Here is an 18,436-nt window from a genome sequence, read left to right as displayed (position 1 = left end):
ATGACTTCCAGGGCCCGAGACTACGGGCCAGGAGCGTCAATTTTTATCATCGCGCTGTTCCCGGGTTTTTGTAAATTGTGCATAACTCGCTGCAGAGAGCTATAGCAGCATCGATGCCAGTCCGACGGAGTCGAACGAAGTTGCCAAGTTTCAGCGAGTTACGGGAATGGGGAGGAACAGAGCGGGTCATGACATTCTGCGCGTCGTGAGATCTCGCAAGAAGATTCGTGACATCTCGTGAGGCGATGGAACAGGGTCAACGTGAGTCGGGTTTCTGAATCTTCAGGGCTTTCATGCGTGAAGAGAGGGTGGAGGCATTGATTCCGAGGAGGTTCGCCGCGCCGTTGTCGCCGGAGACTTTCCAGTTCGCCGCGTCGAGCGCGCGCAGGATGTTTGTGCGTTCCAGTTCTTCCAGTTCCTTCGCAGTCCGGATCCGGTCTGGCGGATCGAGGGTCGTCTCAACAGAGGAGGTGCCGGTGGAGGATGCTTCCGGCAGGGCCCGATCCAGATTCAGCCTCCCGTCGGTGGCTGTGATCACGGCCCGCTCGATCACGTTCTGCAACTCCCGCACGTTGCCCGGCCAGCTGTAGCCCTTGAGCCGGCGCGCGCAGTCGGCCGTGAGCGGAGCGATGGGGCGCCCCATCTTGGCGGCGAACCGCTGGGCGAAGGCGGAGGCCAGACGCACCACGTCCTCGCCGCGTTCGCGCAGAGGCGGCAGCCGGAGCGGAAACACATTCAGCCGGTAGTAGAGATCCTCGCGGAATCTCCCCTCGCGGACGGACTGCTGGAGATCGCGATTCGTCGCCGCCAGCACGCGGACGTTGACCTTTTTTGTGTGCTGGCTGCCGACCGGGTCAAACTCGCCCTCCTGCAGCACGCGAAGCAGCTTGGACTGCAAGTCGAGCGGGAGTTCGCCGATTTCGTCCAGAAAAATCGTGCTCTTGTCGGCCAGGGCGAAGCGGCCCTCGCGTTTCTTGGTCGCGCCGGTAAAGGCCCCCGCTTCATGTCCGAACAATTCGCTCTCGATCAGCGTGGCGGGGATCGCCGCGCAATTCACGGTGATCAGCGAGCGTTCCCGCCGTTTGCCGGCCGCATGGATCGCCCGCGCCACCAGTTCCTTGCCGGTGCCGGTTTCGCCCAGGATGAGCACCGTCGCGTCCGTTTCCGCCACCTGGGCGATGTCACGCAAGACCTGCCGCAGCGCGGGGCTTTCGCCGAGCAGCCTATTGTCGTCATGCAGCGCCTGCAGCCTTTCCCGCAGCAGTTCGGTTTCAGCGGTGAGCGACTGGATTTTCTGCTCTGCCTGCACCCGATCGTTGACGTTCCGGAGGATCAACGTGGTGAATTTCCTCCGGTGCAGCTCAAATCGGGAGATGGTCGCCTCGGCCGGAAACGACTGACCTTCGGGGCATCGGGCGGTCAACCCGCCTGGAATCCAGCGCGAGCGCTCGCCTTCCGGACGGGCATCCAGTTCGTTGATCAGTCCGGCGAGCCGGGTGCCGTCCTCTTCGCTGACGAACCGGCGGAAATCCTGCCCCACCATCGATGTGCCCCGGCAGCGAAAGACTTTCTCTGTCGCAGGGTTGAGGCGGTTGACACAGAGCCGCTCGTCCAGCTCGATGATTGCGTCCATCGCGCTGCTGAGGAGCCGCCCGACTTTTTCCTCCCGTTCACGGACCTCCGCTTCCGCCCGCAGGCGCTGCAACTCCGCGGCTGCCCGGGCGGCAAAAATCTTGAAGATCGCATGGACGCGGGGCTCTTCCGGCAGGGGGCGCCGATCGATCACGGCCAGGTGTCCGAGGATGGTGCCGTCCGTGTCCTGCAGCGGCACGCCCATATAACTCACGGCGCCGATGGCCATCACGTCCGGTTCATTCGGATAGATCTCTAACAATCGATCGGGGAAATGGACGAGCCGTTGTTTGTCGATGACCTCCTCGCAGGGCGATCCGGCGATATCGACCTCATAATCCTGCAGCCATTGACCGTCCATCCAAAAGGCCAGGGCGCGGAGACGGCGCTTCTCCGGGAAATATTCCGTCACCCAGGCTCCGTGTGTGCGGAGCGCCTTGGCAAGATTTTTCACCAGTGAGGCAAAAAACTGTTGGCCGGTTTCCGTCGCGGTGCCTTCAAGGATGGCGCGCAGGGCTGAGTCCGTCTCCAGGTCCTGGAGCGGCTCGGAGCTATTGCCGGGCGGCGTGGTCATGGCCGGAAAGTATGGAGCGGGAGGAGATGAAGATTCAAGAGGGGAGGTCATCGCGCGGCCCGTGATGCTGGCTGGACGGGGGAATCTGCCCGCCGGCTTTCCTCCTCATCCGGGAGGAAGCGACGGGCGGATATAGGGGTGCGGTTGCTCTCGCTAGACGACTTTCTCGCAGGGAAGGGCAAAGACATGCAGCGGGAAGGTGTTGCCATGCACGAGCAGTCCATGTTCCTCCCTGAAGCGCGTGAATCCTTCGATGAGGCGGGCGGCTGCCGGTTCCGGCACTGCGGCGAGGATCATGCAGTTGGCGCCCGGTGAGAAGAACGCTTTCACGGCTGGTCCGGTCTCCCCCTGCCCTTCGACATTATGAATCTCGCTAAAAGACGTGACATCGTATTCTTTCAGCAGCGCATGGATGTGTTGAACGATCGATTCCCGAAACACGATCATCAGCATTTTCATAGCAGACACTCCTCTGGAGCCCTGTGTGTGCGGTCGTGGGTATGGACCGTTGTTGAGCCTGTAGCCCCGCCAATCTATAGGGGAGAGGAGGAAAAAAGACAAGGGGGAGCGAGGCCGGGATCGTGAAAGCCGGTGCGGTCGTGCTAGACTCCGCCCCCCATGTTCGACGTCATTCTCTACCAGCCCGAAATTCCTCCGAACACCGGCAACATCATCCGTCTCTGTGCGAATACGGGGGCGCGCCTGCATCTGGTCAAGCCGCTGGGGTTTGATCTGGAGGATCGGCAGATGCGGCGGGCCGGATTGGATTACCACGAATTCGCGACCCTCGCGGTCTATGAGAGCTGGGCCGACTGTGCGGAGCGTTTCAAAGACCGCCGCCTCTTCGCGGTTTCCACCAAGGGGACCCAGCGGTATGATTCGGCTCGCTATGCCGAGGGTGATGCCTTTGTCTTCGGTCCGGAAAGTCGTGGCTTGCCGCCGGACATTTTAGCATCGGTCGCCAGGGAGCAGTGTATTCGGTTGCCGATGAAACCCGAGAGCCGGAGCCTGAATCTCTCCAACACCGTAGCGGTGGTGCTCTATGAGGCGCTCCGGCAGGTCGGGTTCGGGCCCTGCCGGTGAGGCGTGAAGAGGAGCATCCTGACGGTCATCGGCTATCAGCCATCAGCTCCTTGGCCCCGCCAGATCTATGAGCCCTGCTACAGGTCGTCCTCTTTCAGGTAGTGGCCCAGTCCCTGTCGTTCCGCAAAGTAGTAGGCATAGTGGATGGCGGCGAGGTTGGCGATGCGCTCTTCTGCTTCTTCCCGGCTGTCCGTATAGATGATGTGAACGCCGAACCGCCCCGTGATGGCGTCCAGGAAATCCATCAAGCCGTTCTTGTGGTACTGGCCGAGCCGTCCGCTGGCGAGACGCGCCTGGATGGCCCCTTCGATGACCAGGAACCGGTGCGGCACGGCGAGCAGCGGTTCGAGTTCACGCAGAAAGGGCAGCCGGTTGTCGGAGGGGTTTGAGAAGATGGTGTTGAATTCCTCCACGCGCTTCCGGATGACGCAGAACAGTTCCGGCGCTTCGGCAATCACGTAATCACCGGCCACAAGCCTCTGCGACATCGTGCCGGCGATTCGAATCAATCCACGAAACTCATAGGGCATCTGTTGACGGCTGTCGACGAGGATGTGAATGGCCGGCACCGGGATCTTCGGTTGTCCCTCGCGGAAGAGCGTCACCGGCAACTGGGGGCCTCGCGGTTCCTGCCGGGCTCCTCTGTGAGGGGCCGGCTGCGGGCGCGCCGGCGAGGGCTGGGGAGGGGGCTGTGCCGGAGAGGCGCCGGGGCGCGGGCGAGCGGAAGCGGGTTGCGTATTGGCGTCATAGCGTTGGCGCAAGACCGGATCGCTCAGGGTCTGATAGGCCTGGTTAATGAGTTGCGTGCGGGCTTCGGCTTTCCGGTGCAGCGCGGGGGCGTGGGTGAACCGGTCCGGATGCCACACCTGCAGCTGTTCGTGCCAGGCCTTTTTGATCTCTGTCGCGCTGGCCAACGGCGTTAACTCAAGCACCTGGTAATAGGTCACTGTACGAGGCTCCAAGGTCGCATGCGTCCTGGTGGAGTGTAACGGACTCGCCGGAGGAGTGCCAGGGTGAAAGGACGGATTCGCTGAGTTGAGGGTGACGGATGTGTTCTGCCTTCGTGCTGGAAGTCGCGGGGGGCTTCTGGTAGATTCCCAGCCGCGAATTGTTCAGGAGTCTGCAGGACTGGTCTCGCAAGCGGTCATAGCCCAATTAATTGAATCCCGCAAATCATCATTGTTCATCCTAGTTCATCCTATTATCAGAGAGCGCGGACCGGCCGCGCTTTCGGAAAGATCGGTTACCGATACAGATGACAGCTCCAACGACTCAGCCCCTCCCAGACGCGGCTCAGCTCAAGATCGGTCCCCTCATCGCCAAGGAACTCGGCGTCGGCCCCCATCAGGTCGCAGCGGCGGTGGCCCTGCTCGACGAAGGGTCGACCGTTCCGTTCATCGCCCGCTATCGTAAGGAAGCGACCGGGAATTTGGACGACACCCAGTTGCGCACGCTGGAAGAACGGCTGCTCTATCTGCGCGAACTGGAAGTGCGGCGTGCCGCGATTCTGGCGTCAATCGAGGAACAGGGGAAACTGACCGACGTCCTGCGCGCGAGCATCGAAGCAGCCACGACCAAACAGGCCGTGGAAGATCTCTATCTGCCCTTCAAGCCCAAACGCCGCACGCGGGCGCAGATTGCGCGCGAGGCCGGACTGGAGCCCTTGGCCGATGGCCTGTTGGCCGATCCGACGCTCAACCCTGATGAAGAGGCGCTCAAATACATCCGCGTGGTGCCTGCCGCCGAGGGTGTCGAGGCGATCAACGTGCCCGATGCCAAGACCGCGCTCGAGGGGGCGCGCGACATTCTGATGGAGCGGTTTGCCGAAACGGCCGATCTGCTGGCCGCGCTGCGGACGCGCCTGTGGGAGCAGGGCGTCCTGACCTCGACGGTGATGAAAGACAAGGAGATGGCCGAAGAGGAAAAGTTCCGCGATTACTACGCCTATTCGGAGTCCATCAAGACCATTCCCTCTCATCGGGCGCTGGCCCTCTTCCGGGGCCGCTCGCTCGGGGTGTTGAAACTGGAGCTGGGCTTGGGAGAGGCGCTCGACCAGGTCGTCCCGCATCCCTGTGTGTCCATGATCGCGGCTCATGCCGGGATCGCAGATCGCGGCCGCCCCGCCGACAAGTGGCTGGCCGGCGTGTGCGACTGGACCTGGCGGATGAAGATCCATCTGCAGCTCAGCGTGGAATTGCTGGTGCAGTTGCGCGAAGCGGCGGAAGCCGAGGCGATCAAGATTTTCGCCCGTAATCTCCATGAGCTGCTGCTGGCGGCGCCGGCCGGTCCCAAGGCCGTGCTCGGGCTGGATCCAGGCATTCGCACCGGCTGCAAAGTCGCGGTGGTCGATGCGACGGGCAAGTTGCTGGAGACGGCAACGATTTATCCGCACCAGCCGCGCAACGACTGGCAGGGATCGCTGGAGACGCTCGTGCGTCTCGTGATTCAGCATGGCGTGGAATTGATCTCGATCGGGAACGGGACGGCGAGCCGGGAGACCGACAAGCTGGCAATCGAGGTGATCAAACTGGTCGCGACTCACAAGCCGGAGCAACAGGTGGCCAAAATTGTGGTGAGCGAGGCGGGGGCGTCGGTCTATTCGGCCTCGGCCTTTGCCGCGGCGGAATTTCCCGAGTTGGATGTGAGCTTGCGCGGTGCCGTATCCATCGCCCGGCGCTTGCAGGATCCGCTGGCCGAGCTGGTCAAGATCGAGCCGAAGGCGATCGGGGTCGGCCAATATCAGCATGACGTCAATCAGCGGGCGTTGGCGCGGTCGCTCGATGCCACGGTCGAAGATTGCGTGAACGCGGTTGGCGTCAACGTCAATACGGCCTCTATTCCTTTGCTGGAGCGGGTGTCGGGGCTGAACAAGGCGCTGGCCAAGAACATCGTCGATTATCGGGATGCCAACGGTCCCTTTCCGAACCGGACGACGATCCGCAAGGTGCCGCGTCTCGGCGAGAAGACCTTCGAGCAGGCGGCCGGTTTTCTGCGCATCCCGGATGGAGACAATCCGCTGGATCGTTCCGCCGTTCACCCGGAGGCCTATCCGGTGGTCGAACGCATTCTGACGCGGCTGGGGACGGGGATTGCCGAGGTCATGCGCCAGCCCGCCGTCCTGAAAGGGTTGTCGCCGACCGACTTTACCGATGACAAATTCGGCGTGCCCACGGTGCGCGACATTCTCACCGAGTTGGAAAAGCCGGGCCGCGATCCTCGTCCGGAATTCAAGACGGCTACGTTCCGGGAGGGCGTGGAATCCGTGGGTGATTTGCAGCCCGGCATGGTGTTGGAGGGAGTGGTGACGAATGTCGCGGCGTTCGGCGCGTTTGTCGATATCGGCGTGCACCAGGACGGGCTCGTGCATGTCTCGGCGCTGGCCAATAAATTTGTCAAAGATCCGCACGAAGTGGTCAAGCCCGGTCAGGTCGTCAAGGTGAAGGTCATTGACGTTGATCTGAAGCGCCAGCGCATCGCGTTGACCATGCGGCTCGAGGATGCGGCCAGCCGTCCCGGCCAGTCGGGGAGCGACGCTGCCTCCGGTGGAACCCGCGATCAGCGCGGCCGTGGACCGTCCGCATCCGGCCAGGCACCGGCGCGAGCGCCGCAGCCGATCAGCGCGATGGCGCTGGCCTTGGCGAAGGCCAGGCAGAAGCAGTAGTCTCTCGATGGTCCATAGTCCTTAACGGTCCGGGGGCTCAGGCGCACCGGTCGATGAGCAGGGGTTGCTATCGCCGGTTTTGCGGGATAGATTGCCGATAAGCCATGTGCACATTCTGTGATGAGGCTCGTGGATGGAGACCGCATCGTCACTGAAGAACATCGGTCTGGCCGCGCTGCTCGCATTGCTCGCGGCTTGCGGTGATGAATCCGGATCGGCGCCGGCTGTCTCCACGCCGTCGTTGGCGGGGGCGGATGCCAACAATGACGGAGTTCGCGACGACATTGAGGCCTACATCGATGCGACGTATCCGCTGTCGTCGGATGCAGAGACGAATAGGGCCTTGCGGCAGTATGCAAGGGCCGCGCAGGCATCGATTCTCGATGCCGCCGATGCCGGGAGATCCGTCATCCATGTAGGGGAGCGGTTTAGAGCGTTGGAATGCCTGATGGCCAGGCGACCGTCAGAGTTCCATCCGATCTTTGTCGAACTGCGTGCCAGGATTCTTGATACGAATCCACGATCCGAGGCCTATCTCAGGGCCGATAGCCATGCCGCCACCGCGGACCTGACGTTGATGCCCGCCAGCCAATGGGCAGGAGCCTGCCTATGAAAGGTGCTCCTCTTGGATATGGATTGTGTGCCGCCTTGGCCATGATACTGGCTTCGACGCCGGCCGGGGCTCAATCTGCACCGCAGCCGGCTTGTCAGGATGCCAATAGCCCCCGCACCGCGATCTACTACGTCAACGGGGTGACCACCACATTGGACGAGGCCCGGCTGAATGGAGGGAAGCTGGAGCTGGAGTTCTTGAATCGATTGCCCGCCTTGCCGCCTCCATTGCAGTCAACCTGCTATCTCTTTTTTCTGAACTACAATCCGACCTCAGGGTCGGTGAAAGATTTTACGGAAGCCGGCCAGCAGCGGCTCGGGTTGAATCCCTCCGACATGTGGCGCAGCCTGGAAACGCTCGCAGTGTTTGTCCCGGGTATGGTCACGCTCTTACAGGGGCCGATGACGAGCGCGAATCAGATCGATCAAGCCTCGGTTCAGCGGCATGCGGCGGCCTATCGTACCCAAATGACACCGCCGCTCTGCCGCCGCGTCGTCGTCGTGCCGCATTCGCAGGGGAATCTCTATACCAACGAGGCCTATGATGCGGCTGTCGCGCCGTCGCCGCTCCCCGCACCGGCACCGGGCACACTCAAGATCGCTGGTGTGGCCACGCCGGGCACGTTGGTGAAAGGGAACGGACGGTATCGAACGTCATCCGGCGATCTCTTGATCGGCGCGATTGATCTGATCCTGCCTCCGACTCTGGACGCCAATACCGATTGGGGACCGAATCCCATTTTATCGTTCGCTCCGCTCTACTCCGGCGGCCACAGCTATATGGGCTATCTTTCCTTCGATCCCAGCCGGAACGATATTTTGAATGATATTCAAGCCTCGCTGGTCGAGGTTCATGCGGTCGCGATCTGTCCGTAGAATGCCGCTGAGCATGCGGTCGGCTCATCCCCTCAGGCCCCCGGTTCTCGCTTTACTTTGAAAAAGTCGCCGCCCTTGGCATGCTCATCATCCGTCCCCCAGAGGATTCCTTTGTCGAGCAGTTTGAGCAGCGGCACGTGTTTCGAACAGTGGATGTAGGCTTCCTCGACGTCGATCAGGATCCAGGCATCTGCCCGCCGCTCATCGCTCAGGTGTCCGGATTCCCTGAGCCGGGCTGAGAGGTGCGGGAGGGCCTGGGCCTGCTCCCGTGTGCAGACCCGTGCGGCGCCATTCACGTGTAGTCCTACCGTACTGCGAAAGAAATCCAGGAAGATGAGGCCGATGTGCGGGTTTTCCAGGATATTGCCGAGGCTGGCGAGGACGCCGTTGCCGCGATATTCCGGATAGGCAAGCGTCTTTCCGTCTAATACCTGCACGAAACCGGGTGCGCCGGCTCGGAAAGAACAGTCGCAGTCACCGCTTGCGCTTGACGTGGCGACGAAGAGCATCTCTTGCCTGGCGATGAACTCCTGCATCGGCTGGTTGAGGTGATCCAGCATTTGATTGGCGTAGAAGGCAGCGGCGCGGGCGCCGGTCCCGAACTGTCGCTGTGCCTGCTGTTCCCCTGATGATGCCGGCCGTTTCATAGGGTGCGCTCCTTCTATTGTCTGGCCTGCGGTCCTACCCCGGATTAGGACTGCGGGGCAGTGTACAGGAGTCTTCGATCGTTTGCCCCCGTCTGCCCATGATTCCTCCGTCTTGCAGGGGCGGGGGCATGCCGCGCGCGAAAATTGCCCGGGCGGACGTCAATCCGGACGGCGTTGCCGCCGGTTTGTCCCCCGGTTTCCAGATATTGACGCAGGCAACGCACTCTTCGATACTAGAGTCGTCCGATATCCTACAAAATACCCTGCCTTGGACTGGTGATGTACGAAAGGAGTTGCTTATGAAGCGAGTCCTCCGTCGTAATCCCGCCCCCGTGCTTGTCTTCATTGTTTTGATCGCAACACCTTCGGGAACGCCCGCGGGAGATGATCTCCTGGACTAGTTCCAAAAAGAGGGTGCGCATAAGAACCGACCGGCTCTCTGATCGAACCTTGACTGGGATTGACCAGCGATGAACGGGACCGGCAACGACGCAACGAGGAGGTCATCATGATGAGAGTGCGGTTCGTGCTCTTGAGAAGCCTGCTGATGCTTGTAACGATGTCGTCCCATGTTTGGGCTGACGGGCTGCCCGATATTCTCGGCATCCAGCTCGGCATGCCGGCGCGGGAGGCCCATGCCAAGCTTCAAGCGCAGATTCCAAAGAACCACATTCAGGTCACATCAATCAACCTGCCGACGATCGAGAAGCCGGTTATCTCATCGTTTCAGTCTCTTCCGAAGCAAACCATCGCGATGGGCGACGAGGCCGATATTGTGACCGTGGACGTCACGTTGCCGCCGAACAAACAAGTGGTCTGGCGGGTCGCTCGCGAGCATTTCTTCCCCAATAAAGGCATTCCCAAGAAGACACTGCTGGCCTCGTTGCGCGAGAAATATGGGAAAGAGAGCCGCGCGATCGCGTCGGGTGGGAAAGCGACCATCGATGAGAGCCACATCGTGGGCCTCTTGTGGCTGATGGATGAGCAGGGCCGTCCAGCCACCCTCCCTCCTCTTGTTGGGATGACCGATCCCTTATCGTCATGCAAGGCCAGCGCGGAGGGCAACGGCGCGATGCTCGTCGAGTCCCCGCCGCCCACTACTTTTGCTTCCGCCGATTATAAGTGGTGTCTGTCGAACTACACTGCTGTGAACGTCACATTTATGGATGGCGAGTTGCCGGAACTGTACAGCCGCATGCAGGTCGGCATCGTCAGTCTTCCCTTCGCCGCACGCGCGGGGGAGGTCACGATGAAGTGGAAGCAAGACATTGCCGAAGGCCAGCACAAACAGGAACTTGAGAAGGCCAAGCAGCAGGAGAAACCGAAACTGTAAGGATAGTAAGCGCAGTGGTCCGGAGATCCGGAGGGAATCAGGTCTGGCTGACACTCCCCAGACGATGCGATGGGCCTCTGATGAACAGGTCCGGCGCTGTGAGCATGGGTGTTCCCGGATGGCGCGATGATTGCGAAGGACGGATTGAGGGGGGAAGTTAGGGGCAGGAGGGGCAGCCGGTTGGGCTGCCCCCTGGCCTCACCGGTTACTTCGGCGTCTGAAGGGCTTCCTGTTCTTTGCCTTCCACAACCGGCTTGAGATAAATTTCGACGCGGCGGTTCTGGCTGCGTCCTTCCGCCGTGACATTGCTCGCTTCCGGTTGCGCTTCGCCGCGCCCTTCGCTGCGGACTCTGCTTGGATCGACGCCGGCACTCGTTAATGAGTTGGCCACGGCGGTGGCGCGACGCTCGGAGAGTTGCTGGTTGAAGCTGTCGCTGCCCTGGGAGTCGGTATGTCCGATGACGTGGACCATGGTGCTGTCGTATTGCTTCACGACTCCGCCCAGTTTGGCCAGTGCATTGCTGAACGACGGCTTCACGTCGGAGTTGCCGCTGGCAAACGAGGCTTCGCTCTTCAGGTCGACTTCAATCGAGTTGTCCGGAAGTTTTCTCAACTCCACATCATGGTTGGCGAGTTCCTTCGAGAGCTGTTCCTCGATGGCTTTTTTCTGCTTGTCCATGTAGAGCCCGACTCCCCCTCCTGCCAGGACGCCGACGGCTGCGCCGATCGCGGCCCCTCGCCCCCGGTTCTTGCTGTCGATGGCCGCTCCGGTTCCCGCACCGATTAAGCCTCCCAAGGCGGCGCCGATCTTCGTCTTCTGGTATGGATCGTCGGCGCAGCCGCTCAGGAATGCCAGCCCGCACAGGACGAGGATGCTGTGACGACAAGCACGATTCATGTAGTACCTCCTCTAAGCAGTCAGACATAAGACGCGCAGGATCGAGCCCTTGCGCAGTAAAACAATCAATAGGGGAGAGTATACGATTCTCTCGACCGGAGGCCAAGAAATCGCGTTCTTTGAGGTTGGGCGTTTTCGGGCCAGTGTCCCGGGGATTTCTCTGTCGAGCCGTTTGAGCAGCGGGGCGAGTTCGAGCACCTATCCGGCATCTGATCGGCATACACGGGGGCGCCGCGGCCCGGTGTTCTCGCTGCCGGTAGATAACAGGTCGCTAACGGTGGTAGTTCGGATCCATCGCGCGGCGTCTCACCGCTCGTAGCAACGCCGGCACACTTTCGATATTGGCCCGGTCGGCAAGCCATTTCGGCAGCATTCCGCCGGGGTCGGTGTGGAGCTGGTAGGTGAGCCGGGTGCGTGCGCCTTCAGCAATGCTCTCTACAACGTACGCGCCCGTACAGATCTCGACGCGAACGACCCCGTTGCGCACCTTCGGACCGCGTTCGTTCGCGGCTTCCCATCGGAGTTCATACCGGCCGTGCTGCGGCTCTTCTACACTCTGATGCCGCAGCGTGTAGTCGCGGTCGCTCACCAGCGGCGGCGAAATGCGCTGGTAGAGATACCAGATCGATGGGCTGTCCCGCTCGACCGTCCGGACTTCGACGATGTAGGGCATGAATTCGATGAAACGGTCCGAGTCGAGCAACACTGCGAACACCCGGTCGGGCCTCGCCGGGATCTCCGTGATGGCACGCACTTCCCGGACGGGCGAATCGGCCAGCGAACGGGCAAACACTTCGATGCCGTCGTCGTCGGCAACGAGTTCCCATCCCGCATCTTCCGATGCCGATACGGATCCGGGGTAGGCCAGTGCCGGCAGGGAGAAGAGGACCACGGCTGCCAGAAACACGTTCAGCAGAGGGCGCAACATCAGAGGGGCTCCCTCATTGCTTCGCCGGACAGAGCAGCGTTCCGAGCACTGTCAGCTTCACTTTCATCGCCTGGCTGGACGACGCATCCTTGGTCAGCTGATCGACCGCATGTGCGAGGGAGCCGTCCCAGCGGGTCAGAAAGAGCACCAGTTCGTCGCGGCTGGTGATACCCGTGTGCTGGACAAACTTCGGGTAATCCTCCCGCAGGTGCGTGACGAGCCAGGCTATGCTGATCCATTGCGCCAACTGAGGGTAGGTAAAACCGGTGGACACGGCGAGGCTCACCGGATCTGCTGTGCTGAAGTTCTCGATGTTGTCAAAACCCTCCCGCTCCAGCCTCGCCTCGTGCATATAGCTCATCCCTGCCAGCAGGGAAAGCGGCAATGCACGGTACTGGTCCGTGGTGTTTTGCTCGGGGATAAATCTCCGCAATACCTTCAACGTTGTGTACTGAAGCCCCAACATGGCCCACTTCGGGAAAAATCCGAAGACGAAACTTACAATGGGTAGCAGACTCACGCTCCATGTGGCTTGCGTGGGAGGCTGATTGCCGCTCTCGGAGCGTTCCGGCTCCGATGAGGAGGCATTTTCTGAGGGTTTATCTTGACTTGTCGTCGCCGGAGTGGCTCTGTCAGATACGGCCAATTGACTATCGGCTAGGCGAGCGGACTGAATAGCCGCGGTCGACGCAGATGTCGATGAAATGTCCACGGTTCCATGAATCCACGGGACAAAGGAGATGATGAGCGCCAACACGCTCGAGCTGATCATTCTGAACGACCCATCCACGAATGTTTGAGGTGTGAGATCGAGCGTGAAGTACGCACGAACAAGCATTCCGATGAAGTAGATATAGGCACCGAGAAAGCCGAACTGGAACGCGGTCAGACTGCGCATCAGATGGACATAGTATGCGTGCGGCTCGGTCTGGAGCAGGTCGATAAACGGGCCCACCATCAGGAAGTTTGCCCCAAGACTGAAATCCACGCCGCGTTGATCTGGTGAAGGCACGGGCTTAAAGAGCAGAATGATCGCCGCGCCGAGTAGCACGATCAGCATGGTCAGACTGACACTTCCCAGATAGGAACTGAAAGCAATGCGGCTCCTCAGTCGTTCGCCAATCTCGCCGCGACGGTGCTCCGGGAGCTCGCGGTGCAAGCGACGCTCCTTACGGCGCATCATGGTGTGCACATAGGAGAGCGCGACGAAAGGCACGACCAATACTGTGACCGCGAGCAACACCAGGTTGTACTGGAAGAAAATCGGATCGAACCAGTGCGAGACGGCAAGAAGGTGGCGTTGAGGGGTCGATGGAGCAGATTGGGTGCTTTCCCATCCCAGGGCCCCGACCAGACCCACGACGACCCCGACCAGCACAGCCAGCGCCAGCCATTCATGCCATATCACTTGCCCCGCCACTCGGTGTGTCTCGCCTCGGACTTGATTCATGATTTCCCCCTCAGTCGGTATGGCCCTGCGCAGCCTCTATCCCATCCGACATAGCCGCTTTCAGAAGACCAGATGGTCATAGGGCCGCGCCCCAAATCCCACGACACGCAATCTCGTCGTGTCACTCCCGGTGGTCTGTGGCGATCCCATATGTCTTCAGTTTCGCGAGCAATGTCTTGTCGTCGATGTCGAGCGTCTTGGCGGTCTGGGTCTTGTCGTCGTTGCAGGCGTCGAGGACGCGCTGCCATCTCGAAAAATGTGGGCATACATCTGCACCACTTCAGGACAGCCGACTGTTCTGAAGTGGTGCAGATGGTGTTATGACGGGCAGGTCGTAGTCTGGCTGTGGCCCGTAAGGAACAGGGGATCGAACCGTCAGCCTGAGCGCCAGCTCTGCCTCATCACGGGCAGTCTTATAGATAGAGCGGGTATCGAAAAGCTAGAAGCCCAGCTCTTTTTCGAGATCCGCCTGGCCTTTCTTAAACTTCTTTTTCTCCTGCTCGTCTTTTTTCTTCTCCAGACCCTGCAACTCCTCTGCGCGCTTTCTCAGGGCCTCGTCTTCCTTCTTACGGGCCATCTCCTGTTTTTCTGTTACGAGGGAAACAGCTTGCGCAGTCTTGATGGCGTCGTCGGGCACCGTCATCCATGAGAAGCGATAGCCGGGTCGGTTGAGTGCCTGGTCTTGATAGAGCACAACGTACCGGGTCGGGTAGCTGCGCTGGCCGATCTGCCGTTCTTCCAGGATGTAGACGGTTGGCGCTCCGAAGAGTTTTGGGTCATACGAGTCGAGGAGCGTCATCGTGCTCCGGTCGGCCTGTACGGATTGAATCTTTTCCATATACTCCATGAACGATTTCGTGTTCGTGGGATCGGGCTTGACCTTCTCCAATTGCTTCGATTGTTCTTCTCGGGCCTGCTCGCGGGCCTGATCTTCGTCTTGTAACTGGTAGCGGTACTTCTCCTGGAACTCCTCCAGTTTGAACGGTCCCTTCTTGGCCTTTCCCTGGAAGAACGCCATCGTCCCGTCCATGCCTTTGCTTATATAGGAGAGACGACCGGAAGCCGCCGCGCTGGCGTAATACAGATAGGTGCTCTCCGGAGCGACCGGCATGGAGTATTTCGCCGGGTCCGCCGGCGTATCCGGCGTGAGCCCCGCTCGCATCGACAGGGTGCGCTGTCCCAGCAAGGTGATGGCGCTTCCCTTCCCATGAGAAATCATTTGCGAGACGGCCCGCCTGACGTCCGGAACCGGATCGTTGGCGACCGGAGCGAGCAGATCTGTATCGCTGTCCTGTGGACCGATCATGCCGATTGCGTCTGCCGCGGCAATCCGCAACTCGGCCTCCTCAATTTTGAAGACCGGCAGAATGCTGAGCAGGAAGCTGCGATTCGCCGACGATCCCAGAGTCAGCAAGTCCTCTTTTAAGATTTCGACGGCGGCTTTTCTGAGTTTCTCGCAGTCGGCTTCTTTTTCCGGCTTGCTCTGGCAGCCGTCGACGTATTTTCTGACGGTCTCATCTTTAGGGGACGGGGCCGGAGTGGCCGCCTGAGCCGGTAGGGGTATGAACTCGATACCTGCTAGAATGAGCGCGGCACCCAGTGCCGCCATGGATCCCCACGAATTCTTCATGGTGTGTCCTCCCGAAACGTGCCTGGATTCGAAGTGCCGTATCATTTTCCGGTTTGTACTCCCCCGAGCATGCGGATTCTGATTTCTGCCTGATTGAGCCGCTCCCGTTGAGCAGCCTCTCCCTGCAAAAGCAGTCTGCGGCTCTTGTCGAGGGTCTGACATTTCAGCTTCAACTCAGCAATTTTCTTCTCCAAGAAACTCTTCTGCGCTCGATAGGATTCGACCTCTGATTCAGCCCGCAGTCTGAGCAATCGTGAGCTCATGACGACATCAAAGATTTGGGGAAAGCCGAGATAAAACTCCTTATGTTTTCGCTCGTGTTCTTTCTCGGCCTCAATGACGTCATCGCAGTTGTTCTTCTGAAAATCGTCGTCTACGACCGGTTCTCCTTTCTCGTTCAGCCCGGCGACTTTCTTCAACGCCTTCTTTTCTTTTGCGGGCCCTTCCTTGATGACATCCCGCCATTGAGACTTAGGGGTATTTTTCAATTGGACAAACTTTTGGTTCAGATCGTCATTCGATTTTGGCAAATCCACGTCCTGATACAGCTCTCGGGCCCAAGCGAAGATCTCTTTCCAGGCCTCTTCGGAGGTGGCGGCTCTGTCAAGATTCTCTGTCATCTTGTCCAGATCCTTGCACGTACAGGGACCGGCCGCGCGAGCCGGATCGTTGAGCAGGGTCAGAAGGAACGTGAGACTCAGGAGACTGATGACGAAGAACTGGAACCTCATTCGGCATCGTAACCTAGGCCATAGGCCTGTGAATAATGCGGGAGCACCCCACATGCTGTCGCGTGTTAATGACATTGGCGTCTCCTCTCTCTGTGTACTCGGACGCTGCAAAAGAGTAATCTTGCTCCCACCGTGAGTGTTGCGACTCTTCTGAATGGCAAACTGCTTGGTATCGTCGGGCTCATCACCTGCCTGGTGTATGCAAACGCTTTCTCCGGCGACTTTCAATTCGACGACATTTCCACGATCTTTGAGAATCCGCACCTCGAGCGTTGGGAAAGGTTTATCGCTCATCTCGATCACATGGTCAGGCCACTGTTGTACGCCACGCTCCTTCTCGACCGGTCGCTCTATGGGACCAGCGCAAGCGGCTATCATCTGCTGAATCTGCTACTGCACCTCGGCTCCGGACTCCTCGTCTACCGGATTCTTACTCGTGCCGTGACGGAAGAAATGAGGCACATTCCATTCTGGACGGCGCTGCTGTTCCTCATCCATCCGATCCAAACCGAAACCATTACTTATATTTCAGGGCGCGCGTCCGGTCTCATGGCCTTTTGGTATCTGGCGGCGCTTTCCCTCTACCTCAAAGCATCGGAAGACACAAGTGGTCGCGCGATCCGCCGTCTGTATCGGGCTGGCGCGCTCATCTGTTTCATGCTGTCCGTGGCCTCGAAGGAACCGGCCGTCACGTTTCCGCTGGCCTTGCTGCTATGGGATGTCGTCATACGCCGGCTTCGGGGAGCTCCCCTGCGCGCGGCGATTATATCCGATCACACGCCATTCTGGCTCGGCGTTCTTGCTGCCTGCGTTCTGGCCTGGCAGCATCCGCGTTATGCTGATCTGGCACACTTCAGCTTCACCCTGCGCCCCATTTGGGACAACCTCCTGAGCGAACTCCACGCCGCCAGTTACGCCCTGCTGTTGTTCATGTGCCCCTGGAAGCAGAATTTCGACCACGATCTCCCCTTGCTGCACTCGTTGTTCGAGTGGCCTCTGCCTCTTGATCTGTTGGTGTGGTGCGGATTGACCGTCGCTGCGTCCATCTCGATTCGACGTCTCCCGCTCCTTTCATTCGGCATAGGGTGGTTTGTTCTCCAGATCCTCCCTACAACCGTTATTCCGCGCAATGACTTACTGAGCGAGCGCAATCTTTACCTGGCTTCGATCGGCATACTGCTTGCGGCCGTCGTCTTTGCCTCACGCCTGGCACATTGGCTTGACACAGTGTTGGAAAGACCCAGGTTCGTTGAGGTCGGAGCCGGAGCCATAGGGTGCGCCGTAGTCTTGGGGCTCTGTGTTTCGACAGTCGAACGAAACGCCCTCTATCGCGATCCGGTCTTACTCTGGTCCGATTCGGTGGAGAAATCGCCGCAGAAGGCGAGGCCGCATAACAACCTTGGCCATGGCTACTTGCTCCGGGACGACTGGGACCGAGCCATCGAAGAATTCCGCATCGCCGCCCAGCTGAATCCCGACTATGCCCTTGCGCAGAAAAATCTTCGTGACGTCTATCTGCACCAGGTCGGGCGGCAATAAGACACGCTACTCGCTCACACCCAGCAACATCGTTTGTCCGTACCGCAACAGTTTCGGTGCCTGTTCCCACCGATCCATCACGTTCAATCCCACCAGCAACAAGCGGTGCCCGTCTTTGAACATGCTGGCGATGAGACAGCGTCCGGCGTTGCTTGTGTAACCGGTTTTTACACCGGTGACGTCCGGATCGAGCAGCAACTCGTTGGTGGTATGGAGTGAAATCTGTCTTGTGCCGTCCACGGTCGCGATGTCTCGCGTGACGGTCCGAACCATCATGGAGATTGCGGGCACGCCCAGGGCATGCTCAGTGAGTTTGGCCAGATCGGTCGCCGTCGAATAGTGGTCCGGCGCGTCGAATCCGCAGGCGTTGGTGAAATGTGTATTCTCCAATCCCAACACGCGGGCCCGCTCATTCATCATCGAGACGAACCGGCCGGGACCGCCGCCGACATGCCAGGCGATGACCTCGCAGGCATCGTTTGCGCTCGTCACCAGCATGGCTGTGAGCAGGTCGCGCAATAGGAATTGCTCGCCATGATGTAATTTGAGCGAGGATCGATGAACGAGCGCCCGTCGATCGACTTGCACGACTTGTTGCGGAGAGGTTGCTTCCAGCGCGACGAGCGCCGTCATGATTTTCGTCAGACTGGCAGGGGGAAGCCTACGGGCCGCGTTTTGTTCCAGCAGGACACGGCCCGATTTGAGATCGACCAGGTACAGCGCGGCGGCGTGAATGGACGGTCTGGCCGGAATGTCTCCGGCATGGACGTCCCCGACGCACAGCGCGACCGTCATGGTCAGGCTGATGGCGAGTGACACCCCGCGCCAGACTGCATGCATGC

General features: G+C 59.9%; 16 protein-coding genes. 6 read left to right on the top strand and 10 right to left on the bottom strand.

The window, feature by feature from the left end; all coding sequences use genetic code 11:
* Positions 1 to 256: 256 nt before the first annotated feature.
* Both ACO9S2_RS12840 and ACO9S2_RS12835 read right to left on the bottom strand, forming a co-directional pair.
* Positions 257 to 2,257: a sigma-54 interaction domain-containing protein gene (locus tag ACO9S2_RS12840; protein ID WP_423722777.1), complete on the bottom strand. Its 2,001-nt coding sequence runs from the start codon at positions 2,255 to 2,257 to the stop codon at positions 257 to 259.
* 102 nt (positions 2,258 to 2,359) lie between these two features.
* Complete coding sequence (locus ACO9S2_RS12835; protein ID WP_423722776.1) at positions 2,360 to 2,665, bottom strand: P-II family nitrogen regulator; 306 nt, start codon at positions 2,663 to 2,665, stop codon at positions 2,360 to 2,362.
* A gap of 159 nt (positions 2,666 to 2,824) precedes the next feature.
* Here ACO9S2_RS12835 and trmL point away from each other — a divergent pair, with 159 nt between their 5' ends.
* Positions 2,825 to 3,289, top strand: coding sequence for a tRNA (uridine(34)/cytosine(34)/5-carboxymethylaminomethyluridine(34)-2'-O)-methyltransferase TrmL (gene trmL, locus ACO9S2_RS12830; protein WP_423722775.1), 465 nt, complete (start codon positions 2,825 to 2,827; stop codon positions 3,287 to 3,289).
* A 77-nt stretch (positions 3,290 to 3,366) separates the two neighbouring features.
* Here the strand turns inward: trmL and ACO9S2_RS12825 are convergent, their stop codons facing one another.
* The gene (locus ACO9S2_RS12825) at positions 3,367 to 4,251 is read right to left on the bottom strand and encodes a DnaJ domain-containing protein (protein WP_423722774.1); all 885 of its coding nucleotides are present in this window, start codon (positions 4,249 to 4,251) and stop codon (positions 3,367 to 3,369) included.
* 293 nt (positions 4,252 to 4,544) lie between these two features.
* Here ACO9S2_RS12825 and ACO9S2_RS12820 point away from each other — a divergent pair, with 293 nt between their 5' ends.
* From ACO9S2_RS12820 to ACO9S2_RS12810, 3 genes are all read left to right on the top strand, one after another.
* Entirely contained in the window at positions 4,545 to 6,950 is a 2,406-nt protein-coding gene (locus tag ACO9S2_RS12820; RefSeq protein WP_423722773.1) for a Tex family protein, read from the top strand.
* A 133-nt stretch (positions 6,951 to 7,083) separates the two neighbouring features.
* The gene (locus tag ACO9S2_RS12815) at positions 7,084 to 7,563 is read left to right on the top strand and encodes a hypothetical protein (protein ID WP_423722772.1); all 480 of its coding nucleotides are present in this window, start codon (positions 7,084 to 7,086) and stop codon (positions 7,561 to 7,563) included.
* A complete protein-coding gene (locus ACO9S2_RS12810; protein ID WP_423722771.1) occupies positions 7,560 to 8,438 on the top strand; it encodes a hypothetical protein in 879 nt (292 codons plus the stop codon). Before ACO9S2_RS12815 ends, ACO9S2_RS12810 begins: the two co-directional genes overlap by 4 nt.
* Positions 8,439 to 8,470: 32 nt before the next feature.
* Here ACO9S2_RS12810 and ACO9S2_RS12805 read toward each other — a convergent pair whose 3' ends face one another.
* Entirely contained in the window at positions 8,471 to 9,085 is a 615-nt protein-coding gene (locus ACO9S2_RS12805; protein ID WP_423722770.1) for a pyridoxamine 5'-phosphate oxidase family protein, read from the bottom strand.
* A gap of 508 nt (positions 9,086 to 9,593) precedes the next feature.
* On the opposite strand from ACO9S2_RS12805, the gene ACO9S2_RS12800 reads away from it, so the two are divergent.
* On the top strand, positions 9,594 to 10,418 hold the full coding sequence (locus tag ACO9S2_RS12800; protein WP_423722769.1) for a hypothetical protein: 825 nt from the start codon (positions 9,594 to 9,596) through the stop codon (positions 10,416 to 10,418).
* Between the two features lie 205 nt (positions 10,419 to 10,623).
* On the opposite strand, the gene ACO9S2_RS12795 is transcribed toward ACO9S2_RS12800, so the two are convergent.
* The 5 genes from ACO9S2_RS12795 to ACO9S2_RS12775 all read right to left on the bottom strand — a co-directional run bounded on the left by ACO9S2_RS12795 (position 10,624) and on the right by ACO9S2_RS12775 (position 16,358).
* The gene (locus ACO9S2_RS12795; protein ID WP_423722768.1) at positions 10,624 to 11,316 is read right to left on the bottom strand and encodes an OmpA family protein; all 693 of its coding nucleotides are present in this window, start codon (positions 11,314 to 11,316) and stop codon (positions 10,624 to 10,626) included.
* 271 nt (positions 11,317 to 11,587) lie between these two features.
* Positions 11,588 to 12,244: an START domain-containing protein gene (locus ACO9S2_RS12790; protein WP_423722767.1), complete on the bottom strand. Its 657-nt coding sequence runs from the start codon at positions 12,242 to 12,244 to the stop codon at positions 11,588 to 11,590.
* 13 nt (positions 12,245 to 12,257) lie between these two features.
* The gene (locus ACO9S2_RS12785; RefSeq protein ID WP_423722766.1) at positions 12,258 to 13,694 is read right to left on the bottom strand and encodes a hypothetical protein; all 1,437 of its coding nucleotides are present in this window, start codon (positions 13,692 to 13,694) and stop codon (positions 12,258 to 12,260) included.
* Positions 13,695 to 14,133: 439 nt separating this feature from the next.
* Positions 14,134 to 15,324 carry a HEAT repeat domain-containing protein gene (locus tag ACO9S2_RS12780; protein WP_423722765.1) on the bottom strand — a complete coding sequence of 397 codons (1,191 nt, stop codon included), beginning with the start codon at positions 15,322 to 15,324 and terminating at the stop codon, positions 14,134 to 14,136.
* A 41-nt stretch (positions 15,325 to 15,365) separates the two neighbouring features.
* Entirely contained in the window at positions 15,366 to 16,358 is a 993-nt protein-coding gene (locus tag ACO9S2_RS12775; RefSeq protein ID WP_423722764.1) for a hypothetical protein, read from the bottom strand.
* Here ACO9S2_RS12775 and ACO9S2_RS12770 point away from each other — a divergent pair, their 5' ends adjacent.
* Complete coding sequence (locus ACO9S2_RS12770; protein ID WP_423722763.1) at positions 16,359 to 17,594, top strand: hypothetical protein; 1,236 nt, start codon at positions 16,359 to 16,361, stop codon at positions 17,592 to 17,594.
* A gap of 6 nt (positions 17,595 to 17,600) precedes the next feature.
* Here the strand turns inward: ACO9S2_RS12770 and ACO9S2_RS12765 are convergent, their stop codons facing one another.
* A complete protein-coding gene (locus tag ACO9S2_RS12765) occupies positions 17,601 to 18,434 on the bottom strand; it encodes a D-alanyl-D-alanine carboxypeptidase family protein (protein WP_423722762.1) in 834 nt (277 codons plus the stop codon).
* Positions 18,435 to 18,436: the final 2 nt, after the last annotated feature.

It is taken from the genome of Nitrospira sp. NS4, assembly GCF_049546785.1.
Lineage (GTDB): Bacteria > Nitrospirota > Nitrospiria > Nitrospirales > Nitrospiraceae > Nitrospira_D.
This window is presented reverse-complemented; position numbering and strand designations above follow the sequence as displayed.